Here is a 21060-nt window from a genome sequence, read left to right as displayed (position 1 = left end):
ACTAATGCCCGGAGCGTTCAAATCTATCTTCGTCCTCGCCTTCGATCTCGATGAGAGAGGGCAGACCGTTCCGGCGTTCGCGGTAAGGGAAGCACAAGACGAGACAACTGCGATCGATGAGGCCCGCAAACTCGGCGATCGACATGCCGGAGCCGTCGTCTGGAAGCGCGAGGCATCGCCAGCTGTCGGGGAGGAAGGCGAACCGGTAATTATCTTTCAAACCGGAACGATCGGCGATTTCAACTGAGACGCCAGCCCGTCTTCGCGGGCCGCGGAAGAATGGCGGACGGTTGCCCGTCCGCCATGATGGTTACATCTGAACCTTGGCATTGTCGCCCATGTCGGGCTTCGAACTGGAAACGGCGGCTGCTGCCATCTTGATGTAGCTGATGACTGTGCCAGGGCTATCCCAGTATTCCGCTGCTGACGGCGTGATCTTCAGGACGCGGATCGAAGGATCCTCGGGGCTGTCCCACCAGGCCTTTGCCGGTGTCGCCCAGAGGTCGCGGATCTTCTCGCGATCGTTCTGCACTTCCGCCGTCGCCGAAATGGACACATATTTCTGGCCCTTGGAATCGGCAAACGCCAGGCAAACGTTCGGGTAGCGCGCGATTTCCTCGTCCTTGTGGCTTGCCACATCCGTCAGAAAGTAGAACGCATTCTCAAGACGCTCAGCATAGGCGGCCATCGGCCGTGCCCGCAGATCCGTACCCGACTGGGTCGTGAGCATGCAAAATCCGATCTTCTCCGCAAGGTCCCAGACCTTCTCGTGTTCGTCTTCGATGTGAGCCATGCGATTTCTCCTTTTGATGACGCGGGTCAACTGGCGAGCTTGGCTTCTGTTCCAGACCCGCCGATATCTTGCACCGGAAACGTGCAGCGGCAGGAACAGGATGACCGGGGCGCCGTTAATCTAACTCAAGGTCCGATCTCGTGAGCGCCTGCAACGGCGCTTGAACGAGGTTGAGGCGACTTGGCAGACACTGACGAAACGGGAAGGAACCGGTTCATGACCGATCAGGAAACCTCGACCAAGAAACTCGCGATGAAGTATCTCGAACTCGGCGGCACACGCCGCGCGAAGCTCGATGACAACATCGCCGACGTCCGCAAGTGGGATGACGAACCGGCCGAGGCAGACGAGTTCTGGAAGACGCAGATCGAACCGCTCGAAGCCGCGCGCCTTCGAGAAGTTGAAACCCATCTGCCGACCATCAACTCCGACTGACGACGCCTACCCAATACCGTGGAGTTCGGGCATAGTGCGATGAAGAAGCGACCTACACGCGCGTATCTCGGATATGTCAGACATGGCAGGCACTGAAACCAGTCTTCTCGCATCGCTGCCGAACGGGTTCCGTGCGGCAGTGATCGGGGCAAGCGGCGGTATCGGTTCCGCGATCTGCGAGTGTCTGCAAAACGAGCCGCATCTCGGCGAACTGATCGCCTTTTCCCGCAGCCGCGACGGTCTGGACTTCGCCGACGAGACGAGCGTGGCGGACGCTGCAGGCTCGATCTCGGCAAAGCCGATCCACCTCCTCATTTGCGCCACCGGCATCCTGACGACCGATGGCCGCGGCCCGGAAAAGTCTCTGCGGCAGCTCGATCCCGAAACGATGATGGCCCAGTTCCGCACCAACGCCGTCGGCCCCGCCCTTGTCGCGAAACACTTTCTGCCACTGTTTGATCGCGAAACCCGCTCGATCGCGGCATTCCTGTCGGCCCGTGTCGGATCGATCGGCGACAACCGCCTCGGCGGCTGGGTGTCCTACAGATCCGCCAAGGCGGCGCTCAACCAGATCGTCCGCACCGTCGCGATCGAGTACAGCCGCACCCACCCGGCAGCGGTCATCACCGCGATCCATCCGGGCACGGTCCGCACGGGTCTCTCAGACCCCTATTCACGCGGTCACAACACGGTCAACCCGGAACAGGCGGCAGCGTCGATCCTCTCAACGCTCAACAGTCTCGCCCCGGAAAATTCCGGCTCCTTCGTCGCCTATGATGGAAGCAGTATTCCCTGGTAAGATAGAGCGGTCAGGGTTTAGCTGATGCCGCGCGCTCCGCGACGCGCTGCCGGATTCTCGCGGCCATCGCCGGATCGACCGGGTTGTAGACCATCATGCCGAGATCCGGCCGACCGTCGACGGAGAATGCGGAATATTCCAGCTCGACCGTGCCGAGATCCGGATGTTCGATCCGCTTCAGGCCATCGCTTTGAAGCCTCACGTCGTTTTCACCCCAGAATGCCGCAAATTCCGGACTGGACTTCGAGAGCTCGTCGACGAGATCCGAAACCTCCGACATTGCGCCGGCCCGCGCGGCATCGGCGCGAAAGGCGCCGACGACAAACCGGGCGAGCCCTTCCCAGTCATGTTGCTTGGCGCGGAGCGACGGGCTCGAGAAAATCTGTCGCAGGAGGTTTCGCTGGCCTTCGGGCAGTTTCCCGTAGTCGGTCAGAACCACGGCCGCCGCCGCATTCCACGCCACCACGTCCCATGTCGCGGTCTTGACGAAAGCGGGGCTCGCATCGAGCGTATCGAGCAAACGCTGGAGCCGTGGCGTAATCCCGTCCGTAGACTTGTAGCGAACCTCCGGCGGCCGTCCGAGACCGAGCATGAAAAGGTGTTCGCGTTCCGGCTCCGTCAGCATCAACCCAGAAGCGATCCGGTTCAGGACGTCCGCCGAGGGCGCGCCGCCGCGGCCCTGCTCGAGCCACGTGTACCAGGTGGGACTGATATTGGCGCGTTGAGCGACCTCTTCGCGGCGCAGACCCGGCGTCCGCCGTCTTCCCGAAAACCCGAAGGCAGCAGGGTCGAGCCTCGTGCGGCGATCTTTCAGAAACGCTGCCAATGAATTCGGCGTGATGTCCGGCATCGATACCCTGTTAGCAATTATACCCTGATACGGTCACTACTTTAACGGAATAACAAGAGCGCAGATAGTCCCGGTGTGAAAGCAACTGGAGAATGACAATGCGTGTGTTTCTCACCGGAGCCACGGGCTTCATCGGCTCGGCACTGGTTCCTGAACTTCTCGACGCGGGCCACGAAGTCATCGGCATGACCCGCTCGCAGGCAGGCGTCGAAAAGCTGATCGCATCAGGGGTCGAGCCACATCTGGCGACGCTCGAAGACCTCGAAAGCATAGAACGCGGCGCCCGGAATGCGGATGCCGTCATCCATACGGCGTTCGACCACAATTTCGAACGGTTCGCCGAGAATTGCGAAAAGGACCGGCGGGTCATCGAAGCGCTGGGATCAGCCCTTGCCGGTTCCGAACGCCCGCTGCTGATCACCTCGAGCATCGCGATGGGCGCGCGCGGCAAAGGCGAGCTCGCTGTCGAAGACGTCTTCGATACGGATCACCCAAACCCGCGCATTGCTTCTGAGCGCGCTGGAAACCGGCTTCTGGACGGAGGGATCAACGTCTCCGTGCTCCGTCTGCCGCAGGTGCACAACACGTTCAAGCAGGGCCTCATCTCGCCGCTCCTCGACATTGCCAGAGCAAAAGGCGTTTCAGCTTACGTGGGGGACGGAACGAACCGCTGGTCGGCCGGTCACCTTGGCGATGTTGCGCGCCTCTACCGCCTTGCCATCGAGAAAGCGGAACCAGGTGCGCGCTATCACGCGGTCGGAGATGAAGGCGTGGAGATGCGCCTCATCGCCGAAGCGCTGGGTCGCGGCTTGAATGCCCCTGTTGTTTCCATCTCAGCCGACGAGGCTTCGGAGCATTTTGGCGCGATGGCACGGTTCGTCGGTCTGGACATGAGGGCGTCGAGCGCGAAGACACAAGCAAAGCTCGACTGGCACCCGACCGGCCCGACGCTGATCTCCGACCTCGATGCGATGGTCTATTGATGGGCTAGCGAGCAATGCGCGCCGGCGCCTCACTGGATGAGGAGGACCGCAAGCGACAGGGCGAGCGCCGGAAGCATGACGACGGCGCCCAGCTTGAGAAAGCTCAGGGCGCCGATGTGCAACCCTTCGCGCTTTAGCGCCGTCAGCCACAGAATGGTCGCGAGCGACCCGGTGACCGAGAGGTTGGGGCCGAGATCGACGCCAATCAGAACGGCGCCGGCAATCTTGTCGGACACATGCGCCAGTTCCACGGCGCTTCCCGCAACGAGGCCGGCCGGCAGGTTGTTGACGAGGTTGGAGCCGAGCGCCACGACCGTACCGGCGATCGCTGCCGTCTGGGCGGGATAAAGCGAGGCATTCTGGGTCAGCTGATGCGCCAATGCATCGATCAGGCCCGTCCGGTTCAGGGCCTCGACCACGACGAACAGGCCGGCCACCAACGGCAGCACGCTCCAGGACACGCCCTTCAGCGTTTCGACAGGGCCCTGCCGGGTGATCGCGAGAACAGCCGCCGTCGCGATGCAGCCGGCCACAAAGGTGGGCAACCCGAGATCGAAATGCAGCGCCGATGCTCCGAGCAGCAGGACCGCCGTCGCGCACAAGGCAATCCCCGTCAGCCTTGCGCTATGCGACAGCGGCACGCTTTCAACCACGGGGGACACGCTGTCGGCCGCGATGGTCGAGCGCTGCGTCCAATAAAGCGCGATAAACGTCACGACGATTGAGACGATTGAGGGAAGACCGAACGTGGCGAGCCAGCGCGACAGAGGCGGCATCGTTCCGCCGCCGAAGATCACCAGATTGGCCGGGTTGGAGATGGGCAGCACGAAGCTTGCGGCATTGGCGATGAAGGCGCAGATGAGAAGATAGGGCATCGGATCCTTCACCTTTGCCGTGCGGCACGCCGCATAAACGGCAGGCGTCAGCACGACCGCGGTCGCATCGTTCGAAAGGAACGCGGTGACGACGATGCCGACCCCATAGATCAGGACGAACAATCGCTTCGGCGAGCCTTTTGCATAGGCGGTCGCAATCGATGCCAGCCAGTCGAACAGCCCTTCCCGTCTGGCAAGTTCCGATAAGAGCATCATGCCGATCAGGAACAAGTAGACGTCGAGACCCTTGGCGACGCCGGCCCAGGCATCCCAGGGGGCGATCAGGCCCAACGCCAGAAGCAGCGATGCGCCAAGCACGGCCCATATCGCTTCCGGCCAGGCAAACGGCCGGGTAATGACGCCGAGCGCTGTCAGGCCGGCGATGCTCCAGGTCATGGTCAATGCGTTCATGGATGGTCCAACCGAAACGATTATGGTGCGACAGGGATCTCGCGATCGTCTCCTGCCTTGTTCGCACCTTTTTGGGAAGGGGCAATGCTCTTGCGCCCGGCGAGAAAGGCGGCAACGGCAAGCGCTGCAACGCCGCCATGCACCCAGTAGGCAAGCGCATAGCCGCCGACATCCGTCAGCCAGCCCGCCACCACGTTGCTCAGCGATGCGCCGATGCCCTGAACGGTCATGACCGCAGCCAATCCGACATTGAAACGACCGGTTCCCGTAAGGATCCGTTCCGCAGCAATCGGGGTTGCGATACCGATCAGGCCTGCGCCAACTCCATCGAGGATCTGCACCGGATAGATCACAGCGAAATTGCTGAAGGAGCCTGCGATCGCACCGCGGATCGGCAGTGCAAGCAGCGCGATGAGGAAGACCGTCGCCAGCCCGAACCGCCGGATCAGGAAAGGCGCCGCTAAAGCCATGACGATCATCGACAGCTGCGACACGCCGGTCGTCACCGCCGTCGTCTGAAACGGCGTCCCGAGATGGATCGAGAAGTCCTGGGCAATGAGGCGGCTGATCGGCGCGTTGCCGAAGTGGAAGATCATCAGCGTCACGGCAAGCAGGATCAGCCCCTTGCTGCCCACTAGGACGGAATAGCCGGAGGGACCCGGCGCTCCATCGTCATGCGCCAGACCGCGCGCCGCGTTGTGATTGATACGCTCCGGGTCGATCGCAAGCGCTGCCAGAATGGCGGCGACCGCCGTGACGATCATCAATCCGATAACACCGCTGACGCCGAAGTAGACCGTCGCTAAATAGATGCCAGCGAGCGAGACGACGTTGCCGAGATGGTTCCAGAATTCGTTTCGCGACACCTGACGGGAAAACGCCTTTTCGCCGACGAGGCCAAGCGTCAGCCCCATCAGCGCCGGACCGACGACGGCGCCAACGATGGCGGTTGCCGACTGACCGCCGAACACCGATGCGTTTCCGGGGCTGGCAAGCGTCCACAAGGCTGCCGCCGTCACCAGGATCACCGGGATGATGATGAGCGTGCGTTTACGCTTGGAGGCGTCCACCCATGCGCCGAACAGCGGCGTGGCGATCATTCCGAGTACACCGCCAAGCGTGGCGATGAAGCCGAGCGTCATCGGCGACCACCCGTGGGTGGCGAGAAACCCGTCGAGAAACGGTCCAAGCCCGTCGCGGGCGTCGGCGAGAAAGAAGTTGAGGACGGCAAGTGCCACCAGGGATCGATCAGTCGGGCCTGTCTGTAGGGTGGATCGCATGCCAGCCTCGCTTCATCATGCTACATGCTTGAAAATTGTGGCGTCCAACGCCGGTGGCGGACGCGGGGTTCCAGCGTGCCCGAAAGAAGATCGGGCAACGCTTTCCCGTTACAACCCTGCCGTCAGGGCTCCGCCACCAGGTTTTGCAACCAGGGCTTTACCCTTTTGGCGCAGGGGGTGTCGGCATATCACCGCGCGGGCCGTCATGCGGAGGGTCGCCGGCCGGGCCATGAGGCGGAGGGCCGCCCGCCGGTCCGTGACGCGGAGGGCCGCCGGCCGGGCCGAGCGCTTCCATGCTGCCGTCCTGGCGAACGATATAGGTCGCGTGCAGGAAGCCGTTGTCGAAGCGACCCTGGACACTGACGTCTTCGTTGAGATCGACAAGCTTGCCGTCGTCACCCGATGGCCCGGTTTCAACCAGTGCCCGTCCGCTGTCGTCCTGAACGACGAACTTGTTGCCGAATACCTCGGCTACCGTCCCCTTAACCGTCACCAGGCTGTCCTCCTTGACGGCGGAGATGGCGACCGGGTTCATGGGCGCAAGCTCGACGCTCGGCCCGGTCAGCTTCATTGCGCCGGCTCCGGCCGCGGCCCCGATGGCAAGGATCGCCAAGGCCGTGACGCCGAAGGTTGCCATACGCCGGTTGCCGGTCTTGTGCGGGGGCTTGGGTGCATGCGGCTTGTCGGCCGAACCATCCTTCTGATCGACGGTCGTGTTGTTGTCCGAAATTGACATGGTCTTCTCCTGTTTTGGTATGCCAGGAGAGATTTATCAGCCGACGACCGATAACAGCCTGAACCTTGTGGTTCAGTTTGAGTTAAGCCTTGCCGCCATAGGACAGCGTCTCTCCACCACGGCAAACGGGTTGCACATGCGCGTACTTCTGGTCGAAGACGACACCGATCTTTCCAAACGCATCGCAGCCAGCCTGCGGGCCGAAAGTTTTGTCGTGGACATTGCAAAGAACGGCGAGGATGCCGAGCACGCAGGCCTGATCGAACTCTACGACGTTGCCATTCTCGATCTGGGCCTACCGAAGATCGATGGCGTGTCGGTTCTGAAATCGTGGCGGGCCGCGGGCCGCACCCTCCCCGTCCTGATCCTGACCGCGCGCGACGGATGGCCGGACAAGGTCGAGAGCTTCAAGGCGGGCGCCGACGATTTCCTCACCAAGCCGTTCAAGATCGAGGAACTGGTGCTGCGCATGCGCGCCCTCGTCCGCCGCGCCACGGGCCATGCATCCTCCAAAATCCTCTGCGGTCCCCTGGAGTTCGACGCCCAGCTCGGCACCTTCCAGTTCAATGGCCTATCGCTGAAGCTGACCGCGCTGGAATGGCGCGTGCTCTCTTGCCTGATCCTGCGCAAGGACGTCATCGTCGATCGGCGCGAGCTGATCGAGCGCGTCTACGAAGGCGATGCCGAGGTCGATTCCAATTCGATAGAGGTGATCGTCGCGCGCCTGCGCCGCAAGATCGGCGCGGAACTGATCGAAACCGTTCGCGGCCGCGGCTACATGCTGACGGCAGCGCCATGAGCGGGCTCAACCTATCCGGCCAGGCGTCGATCGCCCGGCGGCTCGCCGGCTTTTCCATCATCTTCGTGACGGCGACGGTGATCGTCGCATCCGTCATTCTCTACCTGATCGTGGCGGGCGTGGTGAGGGAGCAGATCGATCAGCGGCTCGACACCCAGATCGAGGGATTGCGAAATGCACTGACCACCGACAGTGCCGGCGACGTCGTCCTCTCTGCAGACCTCGACGGCCCGCCATTCGATCGTCCGCGCTCCGGTTGGTACTGGCAGGTGTTCGACGATCGGACCCGCATAACCTCCCGCTCGCTGGCCGAGGAAACCCTGGAAAGCCCGCCTCGCCCTTTCGACTGGCGCCACGCGGCGAAGCCCAAGCCACTTCCGGCCGATCGTGTCGCCTTCCGCGACGAGACACTGTATCTGCGCACGCTGGAAACAATGGTCGGAGATCGGACGGTCGAAATCATTGCATCGGCGCCGCAATCCGCCCTGAGCGCACCCGCCCGACGGGCATTGCTTTGGCTGGTTCCTGCGATGCTTCTTTTGGGTGGCGTTCTCGTCGGCGGCATCCTGCTGCAAGTCCGCTACGGGCTTCGACCGCTGAGACAACTGACGTCAGACATCGCATCCATTTCCGCTGGCGGGCTGCCGCGGTTGCCGGATCAGGACGTCGAGGAGTTGCAGCCCGCATCCCGCGAGATCAACCGCCTCGTGGACAAGAATGCCGAGAGGCTCGCCGAAACGCGCCTGCATTTCGCAAACCTCGCGCACGGCCTGAAGACTCCAGTCGCAAGCCTGCAACTGGCCCTCGATGACGCCAACGATCCGACCAACGAGATGCGCGATCTGGTCGACAGGATCGACCAGCGCATCCGCCACCATCTCGCCCGTGCCCGCAAGACTGCCTCCAGCGGCACCGTTTCGGCAACGCAAGTGAACCCCCGCATAGACGATCTTGTGCTCGTCATGTCGCGCATCCACGCTGACCGGGGCATCTCGGTGCAATGCACGATCGAGCCGCAAATTTCGGTTGCCTGTGCGGCCGAGGATTTCGACGAGATCGTCGGCAATCTCCTAGACAACGCGTTCAAATGGGCTGGCAGCCTTGTCGCGATCGATGCCCGCACGGACGGACGCTCGATCGTCATCACGCTCGAAGACGATGGCCCCGGCATCTCCGACGATACGATCGAGAAGGCATTTCTGCCGGGTGTGCGGATGGATGAGACGGTCGCTGGAGATGGGTTCGGCCTGACGATCGCCAACGAACTCGCACGGCTCTATGGCGGAAAAATTGCGCTTCGCAATCAAGGCGGTAAGGGATTGCGCCAAACCATCACATTGCCGAAAGCGGCTGTCGGGACGTCAACCGTTCCAGCCTGAATCGTCCTCTCCCCCGACCCCTGGAACAACAATGGCCGCCCCGTTTCCGGAGCGGCCATTGTTTTAAACGTCTCGACATTCACCCGGCCTGCTGAGACGCAGGCTCCAGATGCTGCCCGCCTCAGTGAGCCGCGACGAGCTTCGTCACGTGCATCTTATGCATTTCAAGCTTCGGCAGAGTCTTGGCCGCGAACTCCTTGACCGCTGCATCGTCACCGCCCTTGGCATAGGTCGCAAACAAGCTGACCGCTTCCATATGCGCTGTTGCCTGCATGTCGATATACAGCGGCTCGAAGTCCTGGTCAGAAGCACCCTTCAGCATTTCAAGCATGGCCGCGTGCTTTGGCGACATAACCGGTGCCTCGTCTCCGAGCTTGGCCGCCTTTTTGAGTTCTTCGCCCGCCATCGTATGATCCTTGATCATCTCTGACGCGAACTTCTTCACGTCGGCATCCTTGGCCTTTTGTTCGGCGAGCTTGCTCGACTCGATCTCGAAGGCGTTGGAGCTGGTGACGGCTTTGACGAAGGAAGCCTTGTCGACGTTGAACGCGGCAGCGGCTTTGTCGGCGCTGGCGGGCTGTGCCGCAAAGCTTGCCGAGGACATCAAAAGCGAGAGCGATACGAGCGAGGCTGAAATCATCTTGTTCATAGGGGCTCTCCTTACTTGGCTTTGTCGAAGGCTGCGGTGAGATCGGCGACCGCGAGATCCAGTGCCTGCTTGGCTTCCGGAACGACCTTGCCCATGCCGAAGAACTCGTGTGTCACGCCGTTATAGGTCTTGGTATTCACCGGAACGCCGGCGTCCTTGAGCTTGGACGCATAGGTTTCACCGTCGGACCGCAGCGGATCGATCTGGGCGAGGATCACGGTTGCCGGAGCAACGCCTGCAAGGTCCGAGCGACCGTTGAGGTTAATGCGCGGGTCCTTGGTCTCATCCATGGACGTGACCGTGTTCTTGACGAACCATTCCATATCGGCCTTGCCGAGCGGCTTGGCATTGGCATTTTCCTTGTAGGACGACGTTTCCATGTCGTTGCCGGCGACCGGATAGACGAGAAGCTGGTGAACCGGCTGCTTCGCCTTCATCTCCTTGGCCATCAGGGCGACGTTGGCCGCGAGGTTGCCTCCGGCGCTTTCGCCCGCAACCGCGATCTTGTCGGAGTTGCCGTTCATGTCGTGAATGTTCTCGACAACCCACTTATACGCCGTCCAGGCATCGTTATGAGCAGCCGGGAACTTGTGCTCCGGCGCATGACGGTACTCAACCGATACCACGATGGCTTTTGCGCCGAGCGAAAGGGCACGCGGTGCGCCGTCATAGACGTTGATGTCGGCAACCACCCAGCCACCGCCGTGATAGTAGACGACGACGGGGAACGGACCCTTGCCGGCCGGCATGTAGACGCGCGCGGCGATTCCGCCTTCAGCCGTCGGAATGGTGATGTCCTTGGTGGTCGCCTGCGCTTCGGGATTGGACGACAGGCGCTTTTCCCACTGGACAGCCTTCGCAGCATCGGCAGGGCTTGCCTGTGTGCGGGCTTCCGGAACGCTCAAGCTCGAGAACGGCTTGGCGTCTAGCGCACCAAGCTTGTCGAGCACCGCCTGCATATCTGTGGTGGGTTTTGCCATCTCCTGCGCAAACGACGGGGCGGCAAGCGGGGCGGCCATTACCAGTGCGAGAGGAAGTGCTTTCGCAAACATTGAGGACTTCATGTTGGGTCTCCGGTTTAGATGGCTAGCTAACCGGGACGAGGGCCTTATGTTCCAGATAATGCTGTTTTTTCAGATGCTAATCTACAGATGCTGATTTTCGGCGGACACCGCTTGCCGGGTGCAGCGACGGCGAGTAGCGGCCAAAACCGACAGGCGACCGTTGCCGGCCGCCTGCGATAGTTGTCAGATAGAATTACTGGTGGGCGGCGTTATTCCAGAGCCATCCATCGGATGTTCCCAATCGAACGACTTCCGTTTTCGATCAGGTGCGGATCGTAAAATCGACGTCGACGCTTGCCTTGATCGCGTTGGAATACGGGCAGATGTCGTGGGTGACTTCGACGAGCTTCTGTGCGTCGGCTTCCGACATACCCGGCAGATAAACATCCAGGGCAGCGGTGATGCCAAAGCCGCCTTCCGAGCGCGGGCCAATGCCGACGGTTGCATCAACGGTCGAACCATCCGGAACCTTGGTCTTCAGCTGCGTAGCGCCGACGCGCAGGGCGCCGAGGAAGCAGGCCGAATATCCAAGCGCAAACAGCTTCTCCGGATTGGCGCCATCACCGCCGGGGCCACCGAGTTCCTTCGGCACGACCAGCTGCAGTTCCAGCGTCCCGTCGGAAAGCGCCGTCTTGCCGTCACGGCCACCGCCGGATGCAGTTGCGCTGGTCTTGTACTTCGCGTCGACAGACATAGTCTTCTCCTGGGTTGGGGCGGATGAATTTTCTTAATTCGCAACTCAATTGCACGCCATTGATATCGCGCTCTGCAGCGCCTGTCAATTGCTTGCAATTACCTTGCGCACAATATAGATTGCGCGAATGACAGATATCCCTGAAAAACCGGCATCGGTTGAACTCGACCAAATGCTGTGCTTCGCCGTCTATAGAGCCGAACAGGCCTTCAACCGGGTCTACCGGACTGCGCTGGCGCCGACGGGGCTGACCTATCCGCAGTTTCTCACGATGAAGCTTCTGTGGAGCGAGGGCAGCCTTTCCGTGGGCGAGATCTCGCAAAGGCTCGGCGTCGATTCCGGCACGACCACGCCATTGATCAAGCGGCTTTCGCTGATGGGTCTCGTGACAAAGATGCGCAGGGACGACGACGAGCGCCGCGTCGATATCTACCTGACGGAAAAAGGCCGCGCCCTGCAGGAGAAGTCGGACGCCGTGACGAAGTGCATCGTTGATGCCGTCGGCATGGATCAGCCTCAAGTCAACGCGACCTTGGCGACCATAAACGCTCTCAGCGCGAAACTGAGTGGAACCACGTCCGACCTCTAAGGACGCAGGCGCACGACACCCTCCTCAAAACAGGCTCACGGGATCGTGCCCTTCCCGGATCCGTCAACTGTCTCATCTACGTCCTCGCCGGACACGATCGACAGGAGGATGTCATGTCGGACACCAATTCACTGCCGCCACCGCCCGACCTTTGCGAGACGGTCTTTTCTGCCTGCGAGGACAAAGCCGGCCTTCCCCTCAGTAAGATGATCATTCTCGGCATGCTTGCCGGCATTTACATCGGCTTCGGTGGACTGTTTGCGACGGTGGCACTGGCTGGCGCCGACAGCCTTCCCTTCGGCGTCGCGCAGATCCTCGCCGGCACGGTGTTTTCGCTCGGTCTCGCACTGGTGATGGTCGCCGGCGCAGAATTGTTCACCGGCAACACACTGATGATCGGTCCGGTGGTTGCCGGACGGATCCCCGCTGGCCGGGCGGCGGGGGCGTTGACGACTGTCTATCTGGCCAACTTCGCCGGTTCGATTGCGCTCGCTGTCGTCGCGGTTTTCGCCGGCTTGCATGAGGCCGGCGACGGAGCGGTCGGTCGCGCGGCATTCGAGCTTGCTGAAACGAAGACTGCCAAGGGGTTCGCAACAACGCTTGCAAGCGGCATCCTTGCCAACAAGCTTGTCTGTCTCGGTGTCTGGCTGGCCTATGCGGGCCATACGGTCACGCAGAAGATTTTCGGTCTGCTTCTGCCGGTCGCAGCATTTGTCGCGGCAGGCTTCGAACACTCCATCGCCAACATGTATCTGCTGACCTATGCCACTCTCGTCCAGGGCATGCTTGAACCCTCGACGGCGCTGTTGGACATCAGCGACATCTTCGGCAACTTGCTGCCGGCAACGATCGGGAATGTGATCGGCGGAGCCTTCGTGGCCCTCGCCTATTCTGCGGCTTACGGAAAGCCGGCTAAGAAGTGACCTCGGCTCAGAGGGTCTTGAGCAGTCTCAAAAGAGCAAGCATTTCCAGAGGGCTGCGACGCTTGAAGGCGATGTAGGTCGGCTCTTCGGCGCCATGGAACCGGCGCTTGAATGCCGCCTGTCCCTGCAGGTTGAAGATCCTCTTGTTGATGGCCGGCGACTTGTAGGCATATTCGAACCTGCCGCGCCAGAACGCGCTTTCCGCAAACCCGCTTGTCGTGATCGCCGCAAGGGGCGAAAGCCCAAGCGTCACCAGCGACCTGCCCTCTTCCCTGAAGCGGTCCGTCGCGAACTTCGTCAGACCGATCTCGGCATGCGGAGTCGTCCCCGTCTTCTTCCGCTTGAACGTGGACGTGTATCCCGTCACCTGCCCCGCATCGAAAATCGGATCGAAATCGAGCACGGCGATGGTTTCGCCTTGCGGATCGAGGATGAGGAACCGGCGCATATGCGCCGACAGCTCGGCTTTGAACGGCCTGTTCAGGAAACACATTTCCCGCCGACGGACGATGCGGCCAGCGCGCCATTCTTCGGAAACGGCCTTGATCTGGTCGGGCCTGGCCAGACTGCCGTCACACTCAACAATCCGGTAACCGTTCTTCAGCAGCCACCGCTCGGAATAGCGGACCGTCTCGTTCTTCTTTCCGGCAAACGAATGCTCGTTGAGCACGAGACGGGTATCGACGCCCATCTGATTGATCCGGTAGCCGAGCCGAGACAGTGTCTCTGCCGTCTGCCGGCCGATCTGCACGAAACAGGGACGTTCGGCCGCTGCGACGAAATCGGACACGTACCGGGCACGATCGGCCTTGTCGGCGACAGGATCGCCCAAGGCAAACATGTGCCCCATCTTCGTCGCGTAGGCGATATATCCCTTGTCGTCGCCAAAGTGGCTGAGGTTCTTCTGAACCGCCGTCGAATACGCCAGCGAGAAGTCGCCGTGTTGCCGGCAAAGCTCCATCCTGCGTTCATCTGACAACTGAGCGGACGCGAGATGCGGAAGGCCACGGTCAAGAACCGAGTCGATGTACCCGCGGAGGCCTGCCATACGATTTTCCTCAAAGTCGATGTCCGCACTTTTGGCACGCGCGTCTTACGGTACATAGAGATATTCTAAACTGGGAGGGCATCTCCCCGCTGTTTCAGGATTGGGTGTTGCAGCAGCGCATGTTTTTCAGCATTGTCTGGCCATGAATCTGCCCGCTGAGCCTCTCCAAATCGAAGATGTCGTGGTCATTGGTGCCGGGCTTTCTGGAATGACCGCCGCCTGTGAGCTGGGAAGGCGCGGCATCCGCGCCCGAATCATTGCCCGTGAAGAGCAGGTCGGATCGACCTGGCGCAAGCGCCATCCGCAGCTCTCTCTCAACACACATCGCGACATTTCCCACATGCCGGGGCTGCAATACCCGAGCGGAACCTCGGCTTTTCCCAAACGGGACGTTGTTGCCGCTCATCTGGCACAGTTTGCCCGTGACAACGCCCTTGATATTGAACACGGCGTTTCGGTTGAGGCGTTGAGCAGACGCGACGGCGTCTTCCATCTTGCAACATCCGCCGGTCCGGTTTTGTGCCGCAACGTCGTGGTCGCCACAGGACGCGATGGCGATCCGTGGCAGCCTCTGTTCAAGGGTGCGGAAAACTTCGGCGGACAAAGCATACACGCTTGCGACTTCGGGGATGCGAAGCAGTACCGGGGAAAGCGGGTGCTGATCGTCGGCGCCGGCAATTCGGGGTTCGACATTGCCAATCACCTGGCGAAGGTCGGTCTGGCCGACTGCTGGTTTTCCGTTCGCACCGGTTCATCGGTTCTTCCCAAGCGTTTGTTCGGCGTGGCCGTCCATAAATTCTCGCCATGGCTGGCACGTCTTCCCACGCCTGTGGTCGATATCGCGATCTCGCTGACGGAACGCTTGGCCTTCGGGGATCTGACCAAGCTCGGGTTTCCCAGATCATCGCACAAGGCCGCAACGCGGCTTGCCCGCGATCATGTGGCGATCCCGGTGGATGACGGCGCTATCAAGGCCGTACGTGAAGGCCGCATCAAGGTTGTCGGCGAAGTTGTCGAATTCACGCAAGCCGGCACCGTTCTGCACAAGAACGGCGTGGTGACAGCCCCGGATGTGATCATCTACGCGACCGGTTACGGCGCGCACCATCAATCGCTTCTTGGCGAGCTGGCCATCGAGAACGGTCACGTCCCATCCCCGAGCGGCCCTGATATTCCAGGCCTCTGGTTCATCGGTATGACGCCGGGCCTTATCAGCTATTTTCACAATGCCAGAGAAGAAGCAGTCGAGATGGCCGCCGCGATGCGATCGCGCCTGGACACGGACGCGCGCTCAGGCCGTTGACACAGAGTTTTGCCAACCGGTGATGCGGCGGACAACGGCCCCCATGGAACATTTTGCCGTGCCCACCCATTCCTGACTGAGCCTCTACAGTCTTGTAGCAGCCGAATGGGAGACATCATGGACGATAACAAGAACGCTCAGGAAGCCGTCGAAGAAACGGGCAAGAAAGCGCCGGCGACATCGGATAGCCCTGCCGCCGGTCCGCACGCCAAGCCTGAATTGATGGATGAGAGCAAGACGCCTGGTACGGGCTCGTTGCCGGATACGGATGACGAGAGCGTTTCGCCGGGCGGCGGCTGAGGACCCGCGAACATAATGACAAAAAGCCCAGCGCAGGCATTGCAGGATGAAAGCGCCGAGTGGTTCGCGTCCCTTGAGCCGGTCAGGCCTCAGGACATGGTCGGCCTGTGGAGAGGCCGCGGCCACCCGTCCGGCCATCCGCTCGATGGCGTCCTTGAAAACCTGCGCTGGTTCGGAAAGCGCTTCCATCCGGACGGGCGGGCTGATGCGCTGCTGTTTGAGGGCGCACCGGGCAGGCTGGTTGCAGTCGACCCGAAAGTGTTTCCCATCCGGTGGGCGATCCGGCTTGCAAGGTTCGGCCGCACCTCGAGCGCGGTGAACCTCTTTTCCCACATACGCCCGCGCGTGCGCGCAAAATCCACCACCGCATCCCTGGAAAACAGGATGGATCGCGACGTGTTGACTGCCGCGATGGTCTACGACCAGCAACCGATTACCGACATGTTCCGGCGGATCTCCGATACAGAGATCGCGGGCAAGATGATCGTCGAAGGCGACCCACGCCGGTATTATTTCCGTCTCGAGAAAGTCGCCGATTGACCGCTGCGCAAACGGTCCTCGCCGCCTGCGATCACAACCACATTGGTCGGGCGGAACAAGGTGAACAACACAGGGTTATCTCTGCACTTCAACCCTGATGTGGAACGCCTCATGAAATCTCTCGCCATTGCCTATGTGGCTACTCTCGTTTCCTTTCTCGCAATCGACGCTGTGTGGCTCGGCCTTGTTGCCGGCAAGATGTACCGGGAAAAACTCGGCGACCTCATGCTTCCCTCTCCCAATCTCGGGATCGCTGCGATCTTCTACCTCTTCTTCGCGGTTGCGATCGTCATCCTGGCGGTAAAACCAGGTCTCGATGGAGGGTCCTTGTGGGTTGCGATCGGATGTGGCGCATTGCTCGGTCTGGCCGCCTACGGCACCTATGACATCACCAATCTCTCGACGCTGAAAAACTGGCCGGCCTCGCTTGTCGTCATCGACATGATCTGGGGAACAGTCCTGACGGGCATCGCCAGCGCCTGCGGTTACATCGCAGCCCGCTCCATGAGCTGAGCTTGATCCGCTCAGTCCGCCCCCGTACGAAGCAGCTCCGTCGTTGCTCCCTGCTTCCCAGCCATTGGAAGCAGGGGAAAGTTATGATTTATGAGCGGCCGTAGAAGACTCTTCTAGCACCTGGAACAAACGACCGGTAACCGCGTTCCTGTGCGCGCGCTGATGAAGGACGGTAAGGAATTGACGCTGGAAACCAATCCAGAGTGTCGAAATCTATTCGACGTATATGACTGGGAATCCTCAGATATCGGCCCGAAGGATCGCTGGGCCGTGGAGTTGCGGACTCTGGTGAACGTCATGCTCGGGTCGCTGCAACCGATGCTGATCGTGTGGGGCCCTTCACAGACCACGCTCTACAACGACGGCTACGCCGAAATGTGCGGCAAGCGGCACCCGGCCGCATTTGGAAAACCCTTCGGCGAACTGTGGCACGACATCTGGGATCAGGTGGAGCCGATCATTTCTGCAGCCTATGCCGGACAAGGTACGTCGATGGACGATATCGAGTTCGTCATGCATCGCAACGGCGTTCCCGAAGAAACGCATTTCGCCTTTTCCTACACGCCGGTCCGAGACCCCTGGGGAACGGTGCTGGGAATGTTCTGCGCCTGCACCGAGCAGACATCGACCGTGGCGGCACGAAACGCCGAACGGACCCTGCGGGAGCGCTTCGAGCAGGTCTTCGAGCTCAGCCCCGGCGGTATCGCCATGCTGACCGGACCCAATCACGTCTTCGAATATGCCAACGAAGTCTACTATTCGATGATCGGCAGCGGCCGCGACATCATCGGAAAGACGGTCGCCGAGGCCGTGTCGGAAGTGGTCCGCCAGGGTTACATCGACATCCTCGACAGAGTTTACCAGACGGGCGAACCCTTCGTTGCGAAAAACCTTCGGATCGAATTGAACAGAGGAACCGCCGGCGAAAAGCAGGACCGGGTCATCGATCTCGCCTATCAGCCCATGGTGGAGGACGACGGCAAGGTCATCGGCATTCTCGTTCAGGCAATCGATGTCACGGAGCTTCGAGCGGAGGAGGAAAAACAGGCACAGCTGTCGCATGAACTGGGGCACCGCCTGAAAAACCAGCTTGCAATGGTGCAGGCGATCGCATCGCAGACGCTTAGAAATTCGACAGACCTCGCCAGCGCCCGCGTCCGCCTTTCGGACCGGATCGCCGTCCTCAGCGCCGCCCACGATACCATTCTGCTGGGCGGTATGGGCGCCTCTACTGTCACGCAGCTCGTCGACAAGATGACGTCCCTTCACGACGACCCTGCAAATCCCCGCATCACCGTTACAGGCACGAATATCAAGGTCGGCTCGCGCCCTTCCCTCTCTCTCTCGTTGATCCTGCACGAACTGGCGACGAATGCAGTCAAATACGGAGCCCTTTCGCTTCCGGACGGGCGGGTCAATATCCAGTGGAAGATCGCCGGCCCGAAATCGGATCGCTTCGAACTTATCTGGACCGAGACAGGCGGGCCGCCGGTGCAACAACCCGAAAGCCCCGGTTCCGGTTTGCGTCTGATCAATGCCGGGCTTAACGGGACCGCAGACAGTACCGTCGCCTTCACATTCCAGCCTTCAGGTCTCACCTTCCGGATTGACGCAGACCTCCAGGGTTTCCAGCAGGAACATTGATGAAACATCATCCCATCCTCGTGGTCGAAGACGACGGTCTGATCCGCATGGATCTGGCGGACGTCCTCAGCGACAGCGGCTTCGATGTGGTCGAAGCCGCCAATGCCGATCAGGCGCTTGCGCTTCTGGAGGCCGGCATTCCGGTCAAGGCGATGCTGACGGATATCGACATGCCGGGATCGATGAACGGCATCAAACTCGCAAACCTGACGGCTTCGCGGTGGCCGGAATGCAGAATCATCGTCATCTCTGGACGTTTCTCGCCCGATCAGGGTAGTTTGCCGCAGGGAGCACGCTTCCTGTCGAAACCGATCTCGGAACGCCAGCTCAGCGTCGCGCTCTTCGAATTGGGATTATCTTCAACGATCTGAATGAGGTACATCGAGATCGCCCACCGCGAAAGAACCACGAGATGACAAGACCTCTGTCCAATATTGGCAACGGCCGGATGGCGAGGCTGACGGCTGAATACGACTGGTCGCCAACATCGCTGGGACCGATTTCGTCATGGTCCGAAGCGCTGACCTCTGTCATCGAAATGATGCTGGGCCAAAAGCATGCGATCTGCGTGTTCTGGGGGGAGCAACTCAACATCCTCTATAACGATGCCTACGCACCGCTTCTGGGCGCAAAGGAAGCCGGCGCCCTCGGTCAGCCTGCCAAACAGGTCTGGTCGGAAATCTGGCCGGATATCGAGCCTTTCGTCAACCAGGCGCTGTCGGGAGATGGAACCTGGGCCGAGGAACTTCCTCTGACGATGCGGCGCAACGGATACGACGAAGAGACCTTCTGGACCTTTTCCTACAGCCCGCTCTACGAGAAGGGCGAGATCAAGGGCATGATCAACATCGCCCTCGACGCAACGCCGGGAGTGCTCGCCCGCAGGAACCAGCGCGCATTGCAGCGCGAGCTGGTACACCGCGTCAAGAATACGCTTGCGGTAACAGCCGCGGTCGTTTCCTCGACGCTGCGTCAGGCAAGCAGCCTCGACCAGGCAAGGGCCACCGTCTCGGACCGGATCGCCGCGCTTGGGAGCGCGCAGGAACTTCTGCACGATTCTGCCGACAACACCCCCGTCCGGGGAATTGTCGAGGCAGCCCTCGCAGCGCATCTCGATCGACCCGATCGTGCGGTGATCTCCGGGCCGGACCTCTACGTGGCATCGCAGCAGGCGATCGGACTCTCGCTCGCGGTCTACGAACTTGCGACAAACGCCGTGAAATACGGCGCCTTATCCACAGAGACTGGGCGGATCGGAATTTCGTGGGAAGTGACTGCGGATGGGACGTTCCATTTGGTCTGGCAGGAAACCGGGGGCCCACCCGTAATGGCTCCGGCCAGGACGGGATTTGGATCACGGCTGACCAACAAGATCGTGCCCGCGTATTTTGAAGGCGAAGGCAAGACCCTCTACAACTTCGACGGCGTGCGGTTCGAGCTTCATGGCAAGATCCAGACCGGGCGCCTGAACAGCGCCCGGGAGAACGCTGCCGCCCTGGTCTGACGAGGCTTCGGCAGACGGGATTTGGCCGCGATGACGATCTCGACATAAAGTCAGGCGGGCTCAACGTCGCTCGGCGTTGCATCCACCGCACGGGTATCGACTTTGGCGACAAGCTCGCGAGGATCGAAATAGGCCCGGAACGACTTGATCTTTTCGCCATCGCTTTCGAGAACGCTGACGCCTGAATAGGCCACGGACTGCCCCTCGACAACCGCGTCACTGCGCCATTCGAGTATCGCGACGCCATCGGTTTCGACGACGTTGATGAATTCGGACTCGATCGTTGAAAACGCGGCGCGATAGGCCGTCCAGAACGTCTGTGCGGCTCCCGACTCGGCTGAATCATGGATCGACAACGGGTTGGACAGGACAGCATCGTCGCGGAACAGGCGGGCGATAGTATCGACGTCGCTGGACTTTTCCAGACGATGAAGGGCAGCGATGAAATTGTCGGCCAGTTGGGTCATATCGGTTCCTTCTTGGATCTTGCAATTGGAACCAGCACCGGACGATGATGTTCCGGACAAAGACGAAGCGCATTCCGGAGGAGGTCGTCATGACGGTCGTGCGAATGGGTGGTTGCCTCTGCGGCAAGGTGACATTCAGTGTGGCGGGCGAACCCACGCGGGTTGGGCTCTGTCACTGTACCGACTGCCGTCAGGAGAGCGGATCGGCTTTCACCTATTTCGGCATCTGGCCTGCTCATGCTTTCTTGAGTGAAGGAACGACGGCCGAACAAGGGGGACGGCGCTTCTGTCCGTCGTGCGGTTCAAGGCTTTTCGCCTGCGACGAGCACGAAGCCGAGGTCAAGCTCGGAAGCCTGCGCGACGCGCCTTCGGGTATAGTGCCGACCTACGAACTCTGGATCAAACGACGGGAGCCATGGCTTGCCGCGCTGCCGGACGCGGAGCAGTTTGACGAGGACCGACCTTAGCTCCCGGGCGGTGCC

The 21060-nt window shown here is 60.9% G+C and carries 26 protein-coding genes; 16 read left to right on the top strand and 10 right to left on the bottom strand.

Annotated elements, in window-relative coordinates:
* Positions 1-4 precede the first annotated feature (4 nt).
* Complete coding sequence (locus G6K99_RS08420; protein WP_113109838.1) at positions 5-247, top strand: hypothetical protein; 243 nt, start codon at positions 5-7, stop codon at positions 245-247.
* Between the two features lie 63 nt (positions 248-310).
* Here G6K99_RS08420 and G6K99_RS08415 read toward each other — a convergent pair whose 3' ends face one another.
* The gene (locus tag G6K99_RS08415) at positions 311-793 is read right to left on the bottom strand and encodes a pyridoxamine 5'-phosphate oxidase family protein (RefSeq protein WP_062455064.1); all 483 of its coding nucleotides are present in this window, start codon (positions 791-793) and stop codon (positions 311-313) included.
* A gap of 216 nt (positions 794-1009) precedes the next feature.
* Here G6K99_RS08415 and G6K99_RS08410 point away from each other — a divergent pair, with 216 nt between their 5' ends.
* Together G6K99_RS08410 and G6K99_RS08405 are read left to right on the top strand one after the other, a co-directional pair.
* Entirely contained in the window at positions 1010-1228 is a 219-nt protein-coding gene (locus G6K99_RS08410; RefSeq protein ID WP_062455061.1) for a hypothetical protein, read from the top strand.
* 82 nt (positions 1229-1310) lie between these two features.
* On the top strand, positions 1311-2027 hold the full coding sequence (locus G6K99_RS08405) for an SDR family oxidoreductase (RefSeq protein ID WP_244631415.1): 717 nt from the start codon (positions 1311-1313) through the stop codon (positions 2025-2027).
* A 10-nt stretch (positions 2028-2037) separates the two neighbouring features.
* Here the strand turns inward: G6K99_RS08405 and G6K99_RS08400 are convergent, their stop codons facing one another.
* Positions 2038-2877 carry a helix-turn-helix transcriptional regulator gene (locus G6K99_RS08400; protein WP_174196278.1) on the bottom strand — a complete coding sequence of 280 codons (840 nt, stop codon included), beginning with the start codon at positions 2875-2877 and terminating at the stop codon, positions 2038-2040.
* A gap of 98 nt (positions 2878-2975) precedes the next feature.
* Here G6K99_RS08400 and G6K99_RS08395 point away from each other — a divergent pair, with 98 nt between their 5' ends.
* The gene (locus G6K99_RS08395; protein WP_174196277.1) at positions 2976-3860 is read left to right on the top strand and encodes an SDR family oxidoreductase; all 885 of its coding nucleotides are present in this window, start codon (positions 2976-2978) and stop codon (positions 3858-3860) included.
* Positions 3861-3889: 29 nt separating this feature from the next.
* On the opposite strand, the gene G6K99_RS08390 is transcribed toward G6K99_RS08395, so the two are convergent.
* From G6K99_RS08390 to G6K99_RS08380, 3 genes are all read right to left on the bottom strand, one after another.
* On the bottom strand, positions 3890-5146 hold the full coding sequence (locus tag G6K99_RS08390) for an arsenic transporter (RefSeq protein WP_174196276.1): 1257 nt from the start codon (positions 5144-5146) through the stop codon (positions 3890-3892).
* A 20-nt stretch (positions 5147-5166) separates the two neighbouring features.
* Positions 5167-6426 (bottom strand): MFS transporter, encoded by a 1260-nt coding sequence (locus G6K99_RS08385; protein ID WP_174196275.1) that lies wholly within the window; start codon positions 6424-6426, stop codon positions 5167-5169.
* 157 nt (positions 6427-6583) lie between these two features.
* Positions 6584-7162 (bottom strand): hypothetical protein, encoded by a 579-nt coding sequence (locus G6K99_RS08380; RefSeq protein WP_174196274.1) that lies wholly within the window; start codon positions 7160-7162, stop codon positions 6584-6586.
* A 136-nt stretch (positions 7163-7298) separates the two neighbouring features.
* On the opposite strand from G6K99_RS08380, the gene G6K99_RS08375 reads away from it, so the two are divergent.
* Both G6K99_RS08375 and G6K99_RS08370 read left to right on the top strand, forming a co-directional pair.
* Complete coding sequence (locus tag G6K99_RS08375; RefSeq protein WP_174196273.1) at positions 7299-7961, top strand: response regulator transcription factor; 663 nt, start codon at positions 7299-7301, stop codon at positions 7959-7961.
* Positions 7958-9340 (top strand): HAMP domain-containing sensor histidine kinase, encoded by a 1383-nt coding sequence (locus G6K99_RS08370; protein WP_174196272.1) that lies wholly within the window; start codon positions 7958-7960, stop codon positions 9338-9340. The genes G6K99_RS08375 and G6K99_RS08370 overlap by 4 nt, the downstream gene beginning before the upstream one ends.
* A 121-nt stretch (positions 9341-9461) precedes the next feature.
* On the opposite strand, the gene G6K99_RS08365 is transcribed toward G6K99_RS08370, so the two are convergent.
* From G6K99_RS08365 to G6K99_RS08355, 3 genes are all read right to left on the bottom strand, one after another.
* The gene (locus tag G6K99_RS08365) at positions 9462-9989 is read right to left on the bottom strand and encodes a DUF4142 domain-containing protein (RefSeq protein ID WP_062455045.1); all 528 of its coding nucleotides are present in this window, start codon (positions 9987-9989) and stop codon (positions 9462-9464) included.
* A gap of 11 nt (positions 9990-10000) precedes the next feature.
* Entirely contained in the window at positions 10001-11053 is a 1053-nt protein-coding gene (locus tag G6K99_RS08360; RefSeq protein ID WP_202048826.1) for an alpha/beta hydrolase, read from the bottom strand.
* A gap of 262 nt (positions 11054-11315) precedes the next feature.
* Entirely contained in the window at positions 11316-11747 is a 432-nt protein-coding gene (locus tag G6K99_RS08355; protein WP_062582523.1) for an organic hydroperoxide resistance protein, read from the bottom strand.
* Positions 11748-11874: 127 nt separating this feature from the next.
* Here G6K99_RS08355 and G6K99_RS08350 point away from each other — a divergent pair, with 127 nt between their 5' ends.
* Together G6K99_RS08350 and G6K99_RS08345 are read left to right on the top strand one after the other, a co-directional pair.
* Positions 11875-12336 carry a MarR family winged helix-turn-helix transcriptional regulator gene (locus tag G6K99_RS08350; RefSeq protein ID WP_092659993.1) on the top strand — a complete coding sequence of 154 codons (462 nt, stop codon included), beginning with the start codon at positions 11875-11877 and terminating at the stop codon, positions 12334-12336.
* Positions 12337-12449: 113 nt separating this feature from the next.
* On the top strand, positions 12450-13259 hold the full coding sequence (locus tag G6K99_RS08345; RefSeq protein WP_174196271.1) for a formate/nitrite transporter family protein: 810 nt from the start codon (positions 12450-12452) through the stop codon (positions 13257-13259).
* Positions 13260-13266: 7 nt separating this feature from the next.
* Here G6K99_RS08345 and G6K99_RS08340 read toward each other — a convergent pair whose 3' ends face one another.
* The gene (locus tag G6K99_RS08340; RefSeq protein WP_062582519.1) at positions 13267-14307 is read right to left on the bottom strand and encodes a phosphatidylglycerol lysyltransferase domain-containing protein; all 1041 of its coding nucleotides are present in this window, start codon (positions 14305-14307) and stop codon (positions 13267-13269) included.
* A 142-nt stretch (positions 14308-14449) separates the two neighbouring features.
* Here G6K99_RS08340 and G6K99_RS08335 point away from each other — a divergent pair, with 142 nt between their 5' ends.
* The 7 genes from G6K99_RS08335 (at position 14450) to G6K99_RS08305 (ending at position 20111) form a co-directional block, all read left to right on the top strand.
* Positions 14450-15610: an NAD(P)/FAD-dependent oxidoreductase gene (locus G6K99_RS08335; RefSeq protein ID WP_174196270.1), complete on the top strand. Its 1161-nt coding sequence runs from the start codon at positions 14450-14452 to the stop codon at positions 15608-15610.
* Between the two features lie 117 nt (positions 15611-15727).
* Positions 15728-15910, top strand: coding sequence for a hypothetical protein (locus tag G6K99_RS08330; protein ID WP_062582515.1), 183 nt, complete (start codon positions 15728-15730; stop codon positions 15908-15910).
* A 15-nt stretch (positions 15911-15925) separates the two neighbouring features.
* Positions 15926-16450, top strand: a complete 525-nt coding sequence (locus G6K99_RS08325) for a GXWXG domain-containing protein (RefSeq protein WP_174196269.1) — start codon at positions 15926-15928, stop codon at positions 16448-16450.
* A 111-nt stretch (positions 16451-16561) separates the two neighbouring features.
* Positions 16562-16963, top strand: coding sequence for a DUF2177 family protein (locus G6K99_RS08320; RefSeq protein ID WP_092659988.1), 402 nt, complete (start codon positions 16562-16564; stop codon positions 16961-16963).
* 270 nt (positions 16964-17233) lie between these two features.
* Positions 17234-18607, top strand: coding sequence for a PAS domain-containing protein (locus G6K99_RS08315; RefSeq protein ID WP_174196268.1), 1374 nt, complete (start codon positions 17234-17236; stop codon positions 18605-18607).
* Positions 18607-18978, top strand: a complete 372-nt coding sequence (locus G6K99_RS08310) for a response regulator (RefSeq protein ID WP_062455024.1) — start codon at positions 18607-18609, stop codon at positions 18976-18978. The genes G6K99_RS08315 and G6K99_RS08310 overlap by 1 nt, the downstream gene beginning before the upstream one ends.
* Positions 18979-19019: 41 nt before the next feature.
* Positions 19020-20111: a sensor histidine kinase gene (locus tag G6K99_RS08305; RefSeq protein WP_244631414.1), complete on the top strand. Its 1092-nt coding sequence runs from the start codon at positions 19020-19022 to the stop codon at positions 20109-20111.
* 50 nt (positions 20112-20161) lie between these two features.
* Here G6K99_RS08305 and G6K99_RS08300 read toward each other — a convergent pair whose 3' ends face one another.
* On the bottom strand, positions 20162-20578 hold the full coding sequence (locus G6K99_RS08300) for a nuclear transport factor 2 family protein (RefSeq protein WP_174196267.1): 417 nt from the start codon (positions 20576-20578) through the stop codon (positions 20162-20164).
* An 89-nt stretch (positions 20579-20667) separates the two neighbouring features.
* Between G6K99_RS08300 and G6K99_RS08295 the strand changes: the two genes are divergently transcribed.
* Entirely contained in the window at positions 20668-21045 is a 378-nt protein-coding gene (locus tag G6K99_RS08295; RefSeq protein ID WP_062457783.1) for a GFA family protein, read from the top strand.
* Positions 21046-21060 lie beyond the last annotated feature (15 nt).

This window comes from Neorhizobium sp. AL 9.2.2 (genome assembly GCF_013317225.1).
GTDB lineage: Bacteria > Pseudomonadota > Alphaproteobacteria > Rhizobiales > Rhizobiaceae > Neorhizobium > Neorhizobium soli.
Note: the sequence above shows the minus strand (reverse complement) of the source record. Positions and strands in the feature narration are given on the sequence as shown.

What these genes read in the sequence shown, in the direction of transcription:
- G6K99_RS08420 (WP_113109838.1), top strand. Translation starts at nt 5, where the DNA reads ATGCCCGGAGCGTTCAAATCTATCTTCGTCCTCGCCTTCGATCTCGAT.
- G6K99_RS08415 (WP_062455064.1), bottom strand. Translation starts at nt 793, where the DNA reads ATGGCTCACATCGAAGACGAACACGAGAAGGTCTGGGACCTTGCGGAG.
- G6K99_RS08410 (WP_062455061.1), top strand. Translation starts at nt 1,010, where the DNA reads ATGACCGATCAGGAAACCTCGACCAAGAAACTCGCGATGAAGTATCTC.
- G6K99_RS08405 (WP_244631415.1), top strand. Translation starts at nt 1,311, where the DNA reads ATGGCAGGCACTGAAACCAGTCTTCTCGCATCGCTGCCGAACGGGTTC.
- G6K99_RS08400 (WP_174196278.1), bottom strand. Translation starts at nt 2,877, where the DNA reads ATGCCGGACATCACGCCGAATTCATTGGCAGCGTTTCTGAAAGATCGC.
- G6K99_RS08395 (WP_174196277.1), top strand. Translation starts at nt 2,976, where the DNA reads ATGCGTGTGTTTCTCACCGGAGCCACGGGCTTCATCGGCTCGGCACTG.
- G6K99_RS08390 (WP_174196276.1), bottom strand. Translation starts at nt 5,146, where the DNA reads ATGAACGCATTGACCATGACCTGGAGCATCGCCGGCCTGACAGCGCTC.
- G6K99_RS08385 (WP_174196275.1), bottom strand. Translation starts at nt 6,426, where the DNA reads ATGCGATCCACCCTACAGACAGGCCCGACTGATCGATCCCTGGTGGCA.
- G6K99_RS08380 (WP_174196274.1), bottom strand. Translation starts at nt 7,162, where the DNA reads ATGTCAATTTCGGACAACAACACGACCGTCGATCAGAAGGATGGTTCG.
- G6K99_RS08375 (WP_174196273.1), top strand. Translation starts at nt 7,299, where the DNA reads ATGCGCGTACTTCTGGTCGAAGACGACACCGATCTTTCCAAACGCATC.
- G6K99_RS08370 (WP_174196272.1), top strand. Translation starts at nt 7,958, where the DNA reads ATGAGCGGGCTCAACCTATCCGGCCAGGCGTCGATCGCCCGGCGGCTC.
- G6K99_RS08365 (WP_062455045.1), bottom strand. Translation starts at nt 9,989, where the DNA reads ATGAACAAGATGATTTCAGCCTCGCTCGTATCGCTCTCGCTTTTGATG.
- G6K99_RS08360 (WP_202048826.1), bottom strand. Translation starts at nt 11,053, where the DNA reads ATGAAGTCCTCAATGTTTGCGAAAGCACTTCCTCTCGCACTGGTAATG.
- G6K99_RS08355 (WP_062582523.1), bottom strand. Translation starts at nt 11,747, where the DNA reads ATGTCTGTCGACGCGAAGTACAAGACCAGCGCAACTGCATCCGGCGGT.
- G6K99_RS08350 (WP_092659993.1), top strand. Translation starts at nt 11,875, where the DNA reads ATGACAGATATCCCTGAAAAACCGGCATCGGTTGAACTCGACCAAATG.
- G6K99_RS08345 (WP_174196271.1), top strand. Translation starts at nt 12,450, where the DNA reads ATGTCGGACACCAATTCACTGCCGCCACCGCCCGACCTTTGCGAGACG.
- G6K99_RS08340 (WP_062582519.1), bottom strand. Translation starts at nt 14,307, where the DNA reads ATGGCAGGCCTCCGCGGGTACATCGACTCGGTTCTTGACCGTGGCCTT.
- G6K99_RS08335 (WP_174196270.1), top strand. Translation starts at nt 14,450, where the DNA reads ATGAATCTGCCCGCTGAGCCTCTCCAAATCGAAGATGTCGTGGTCATT.
- G6K99_RS08330 (WP_062582515.1), top strand. Translation starts at nt 15,728, where the DNA reads ATGGACGATAACAAGAACGCTCAGGAAGCCGTCGAAGAAACGGGCAAG.
- G6K99_RS08325 (WP_174196269.1), top strand. Translation starts at nt 15,926, where the DNA reads ATGACAAAAAGCCCAGCGCAGGCATTGCAGGATGAAAGCGCCGAGTGG.
- G6K99_RS08320 (WP_092659988.1), top strand. Translation starts at nt 16,562, where the DNA reads ATGAAATCTCTCGCCATTGCCTATGTGGCTACTCTCGTTTCCTTTCTC.
- G6K99_RS08310 (WP_062455024.1), top strand. Translation starts at nt 18,607, where the DNA reads ATGAAACATCATCCCATCCTCGTGGTCGAAGACGACGGTCTGATCCGC.
- G6K99_RS08305 (WP_244631414.1), top strand. Translation starts at nt 19,020, where the DNA reads ATGACAAGACCTCTGTCCAATATTGGCAACGGCCGGATGGCGAGGCTG.
- G6K99_RS08300 (WP_174196267.1), bottom strand. Translation starts at nt 20,578, where the DNA reads ATGACCCAACTGGCCGACAATTTCATCGCTGCCCTTCATCGTCTGGAA.
- G6K99_RS08295 (WP_062457783.1), top strand. Translation starts at nt 20,668, where the DNA reads ATGACGGTCGTGCGAATGGGTGGTTGCCTCTGCGGCAAGGTGACATTC.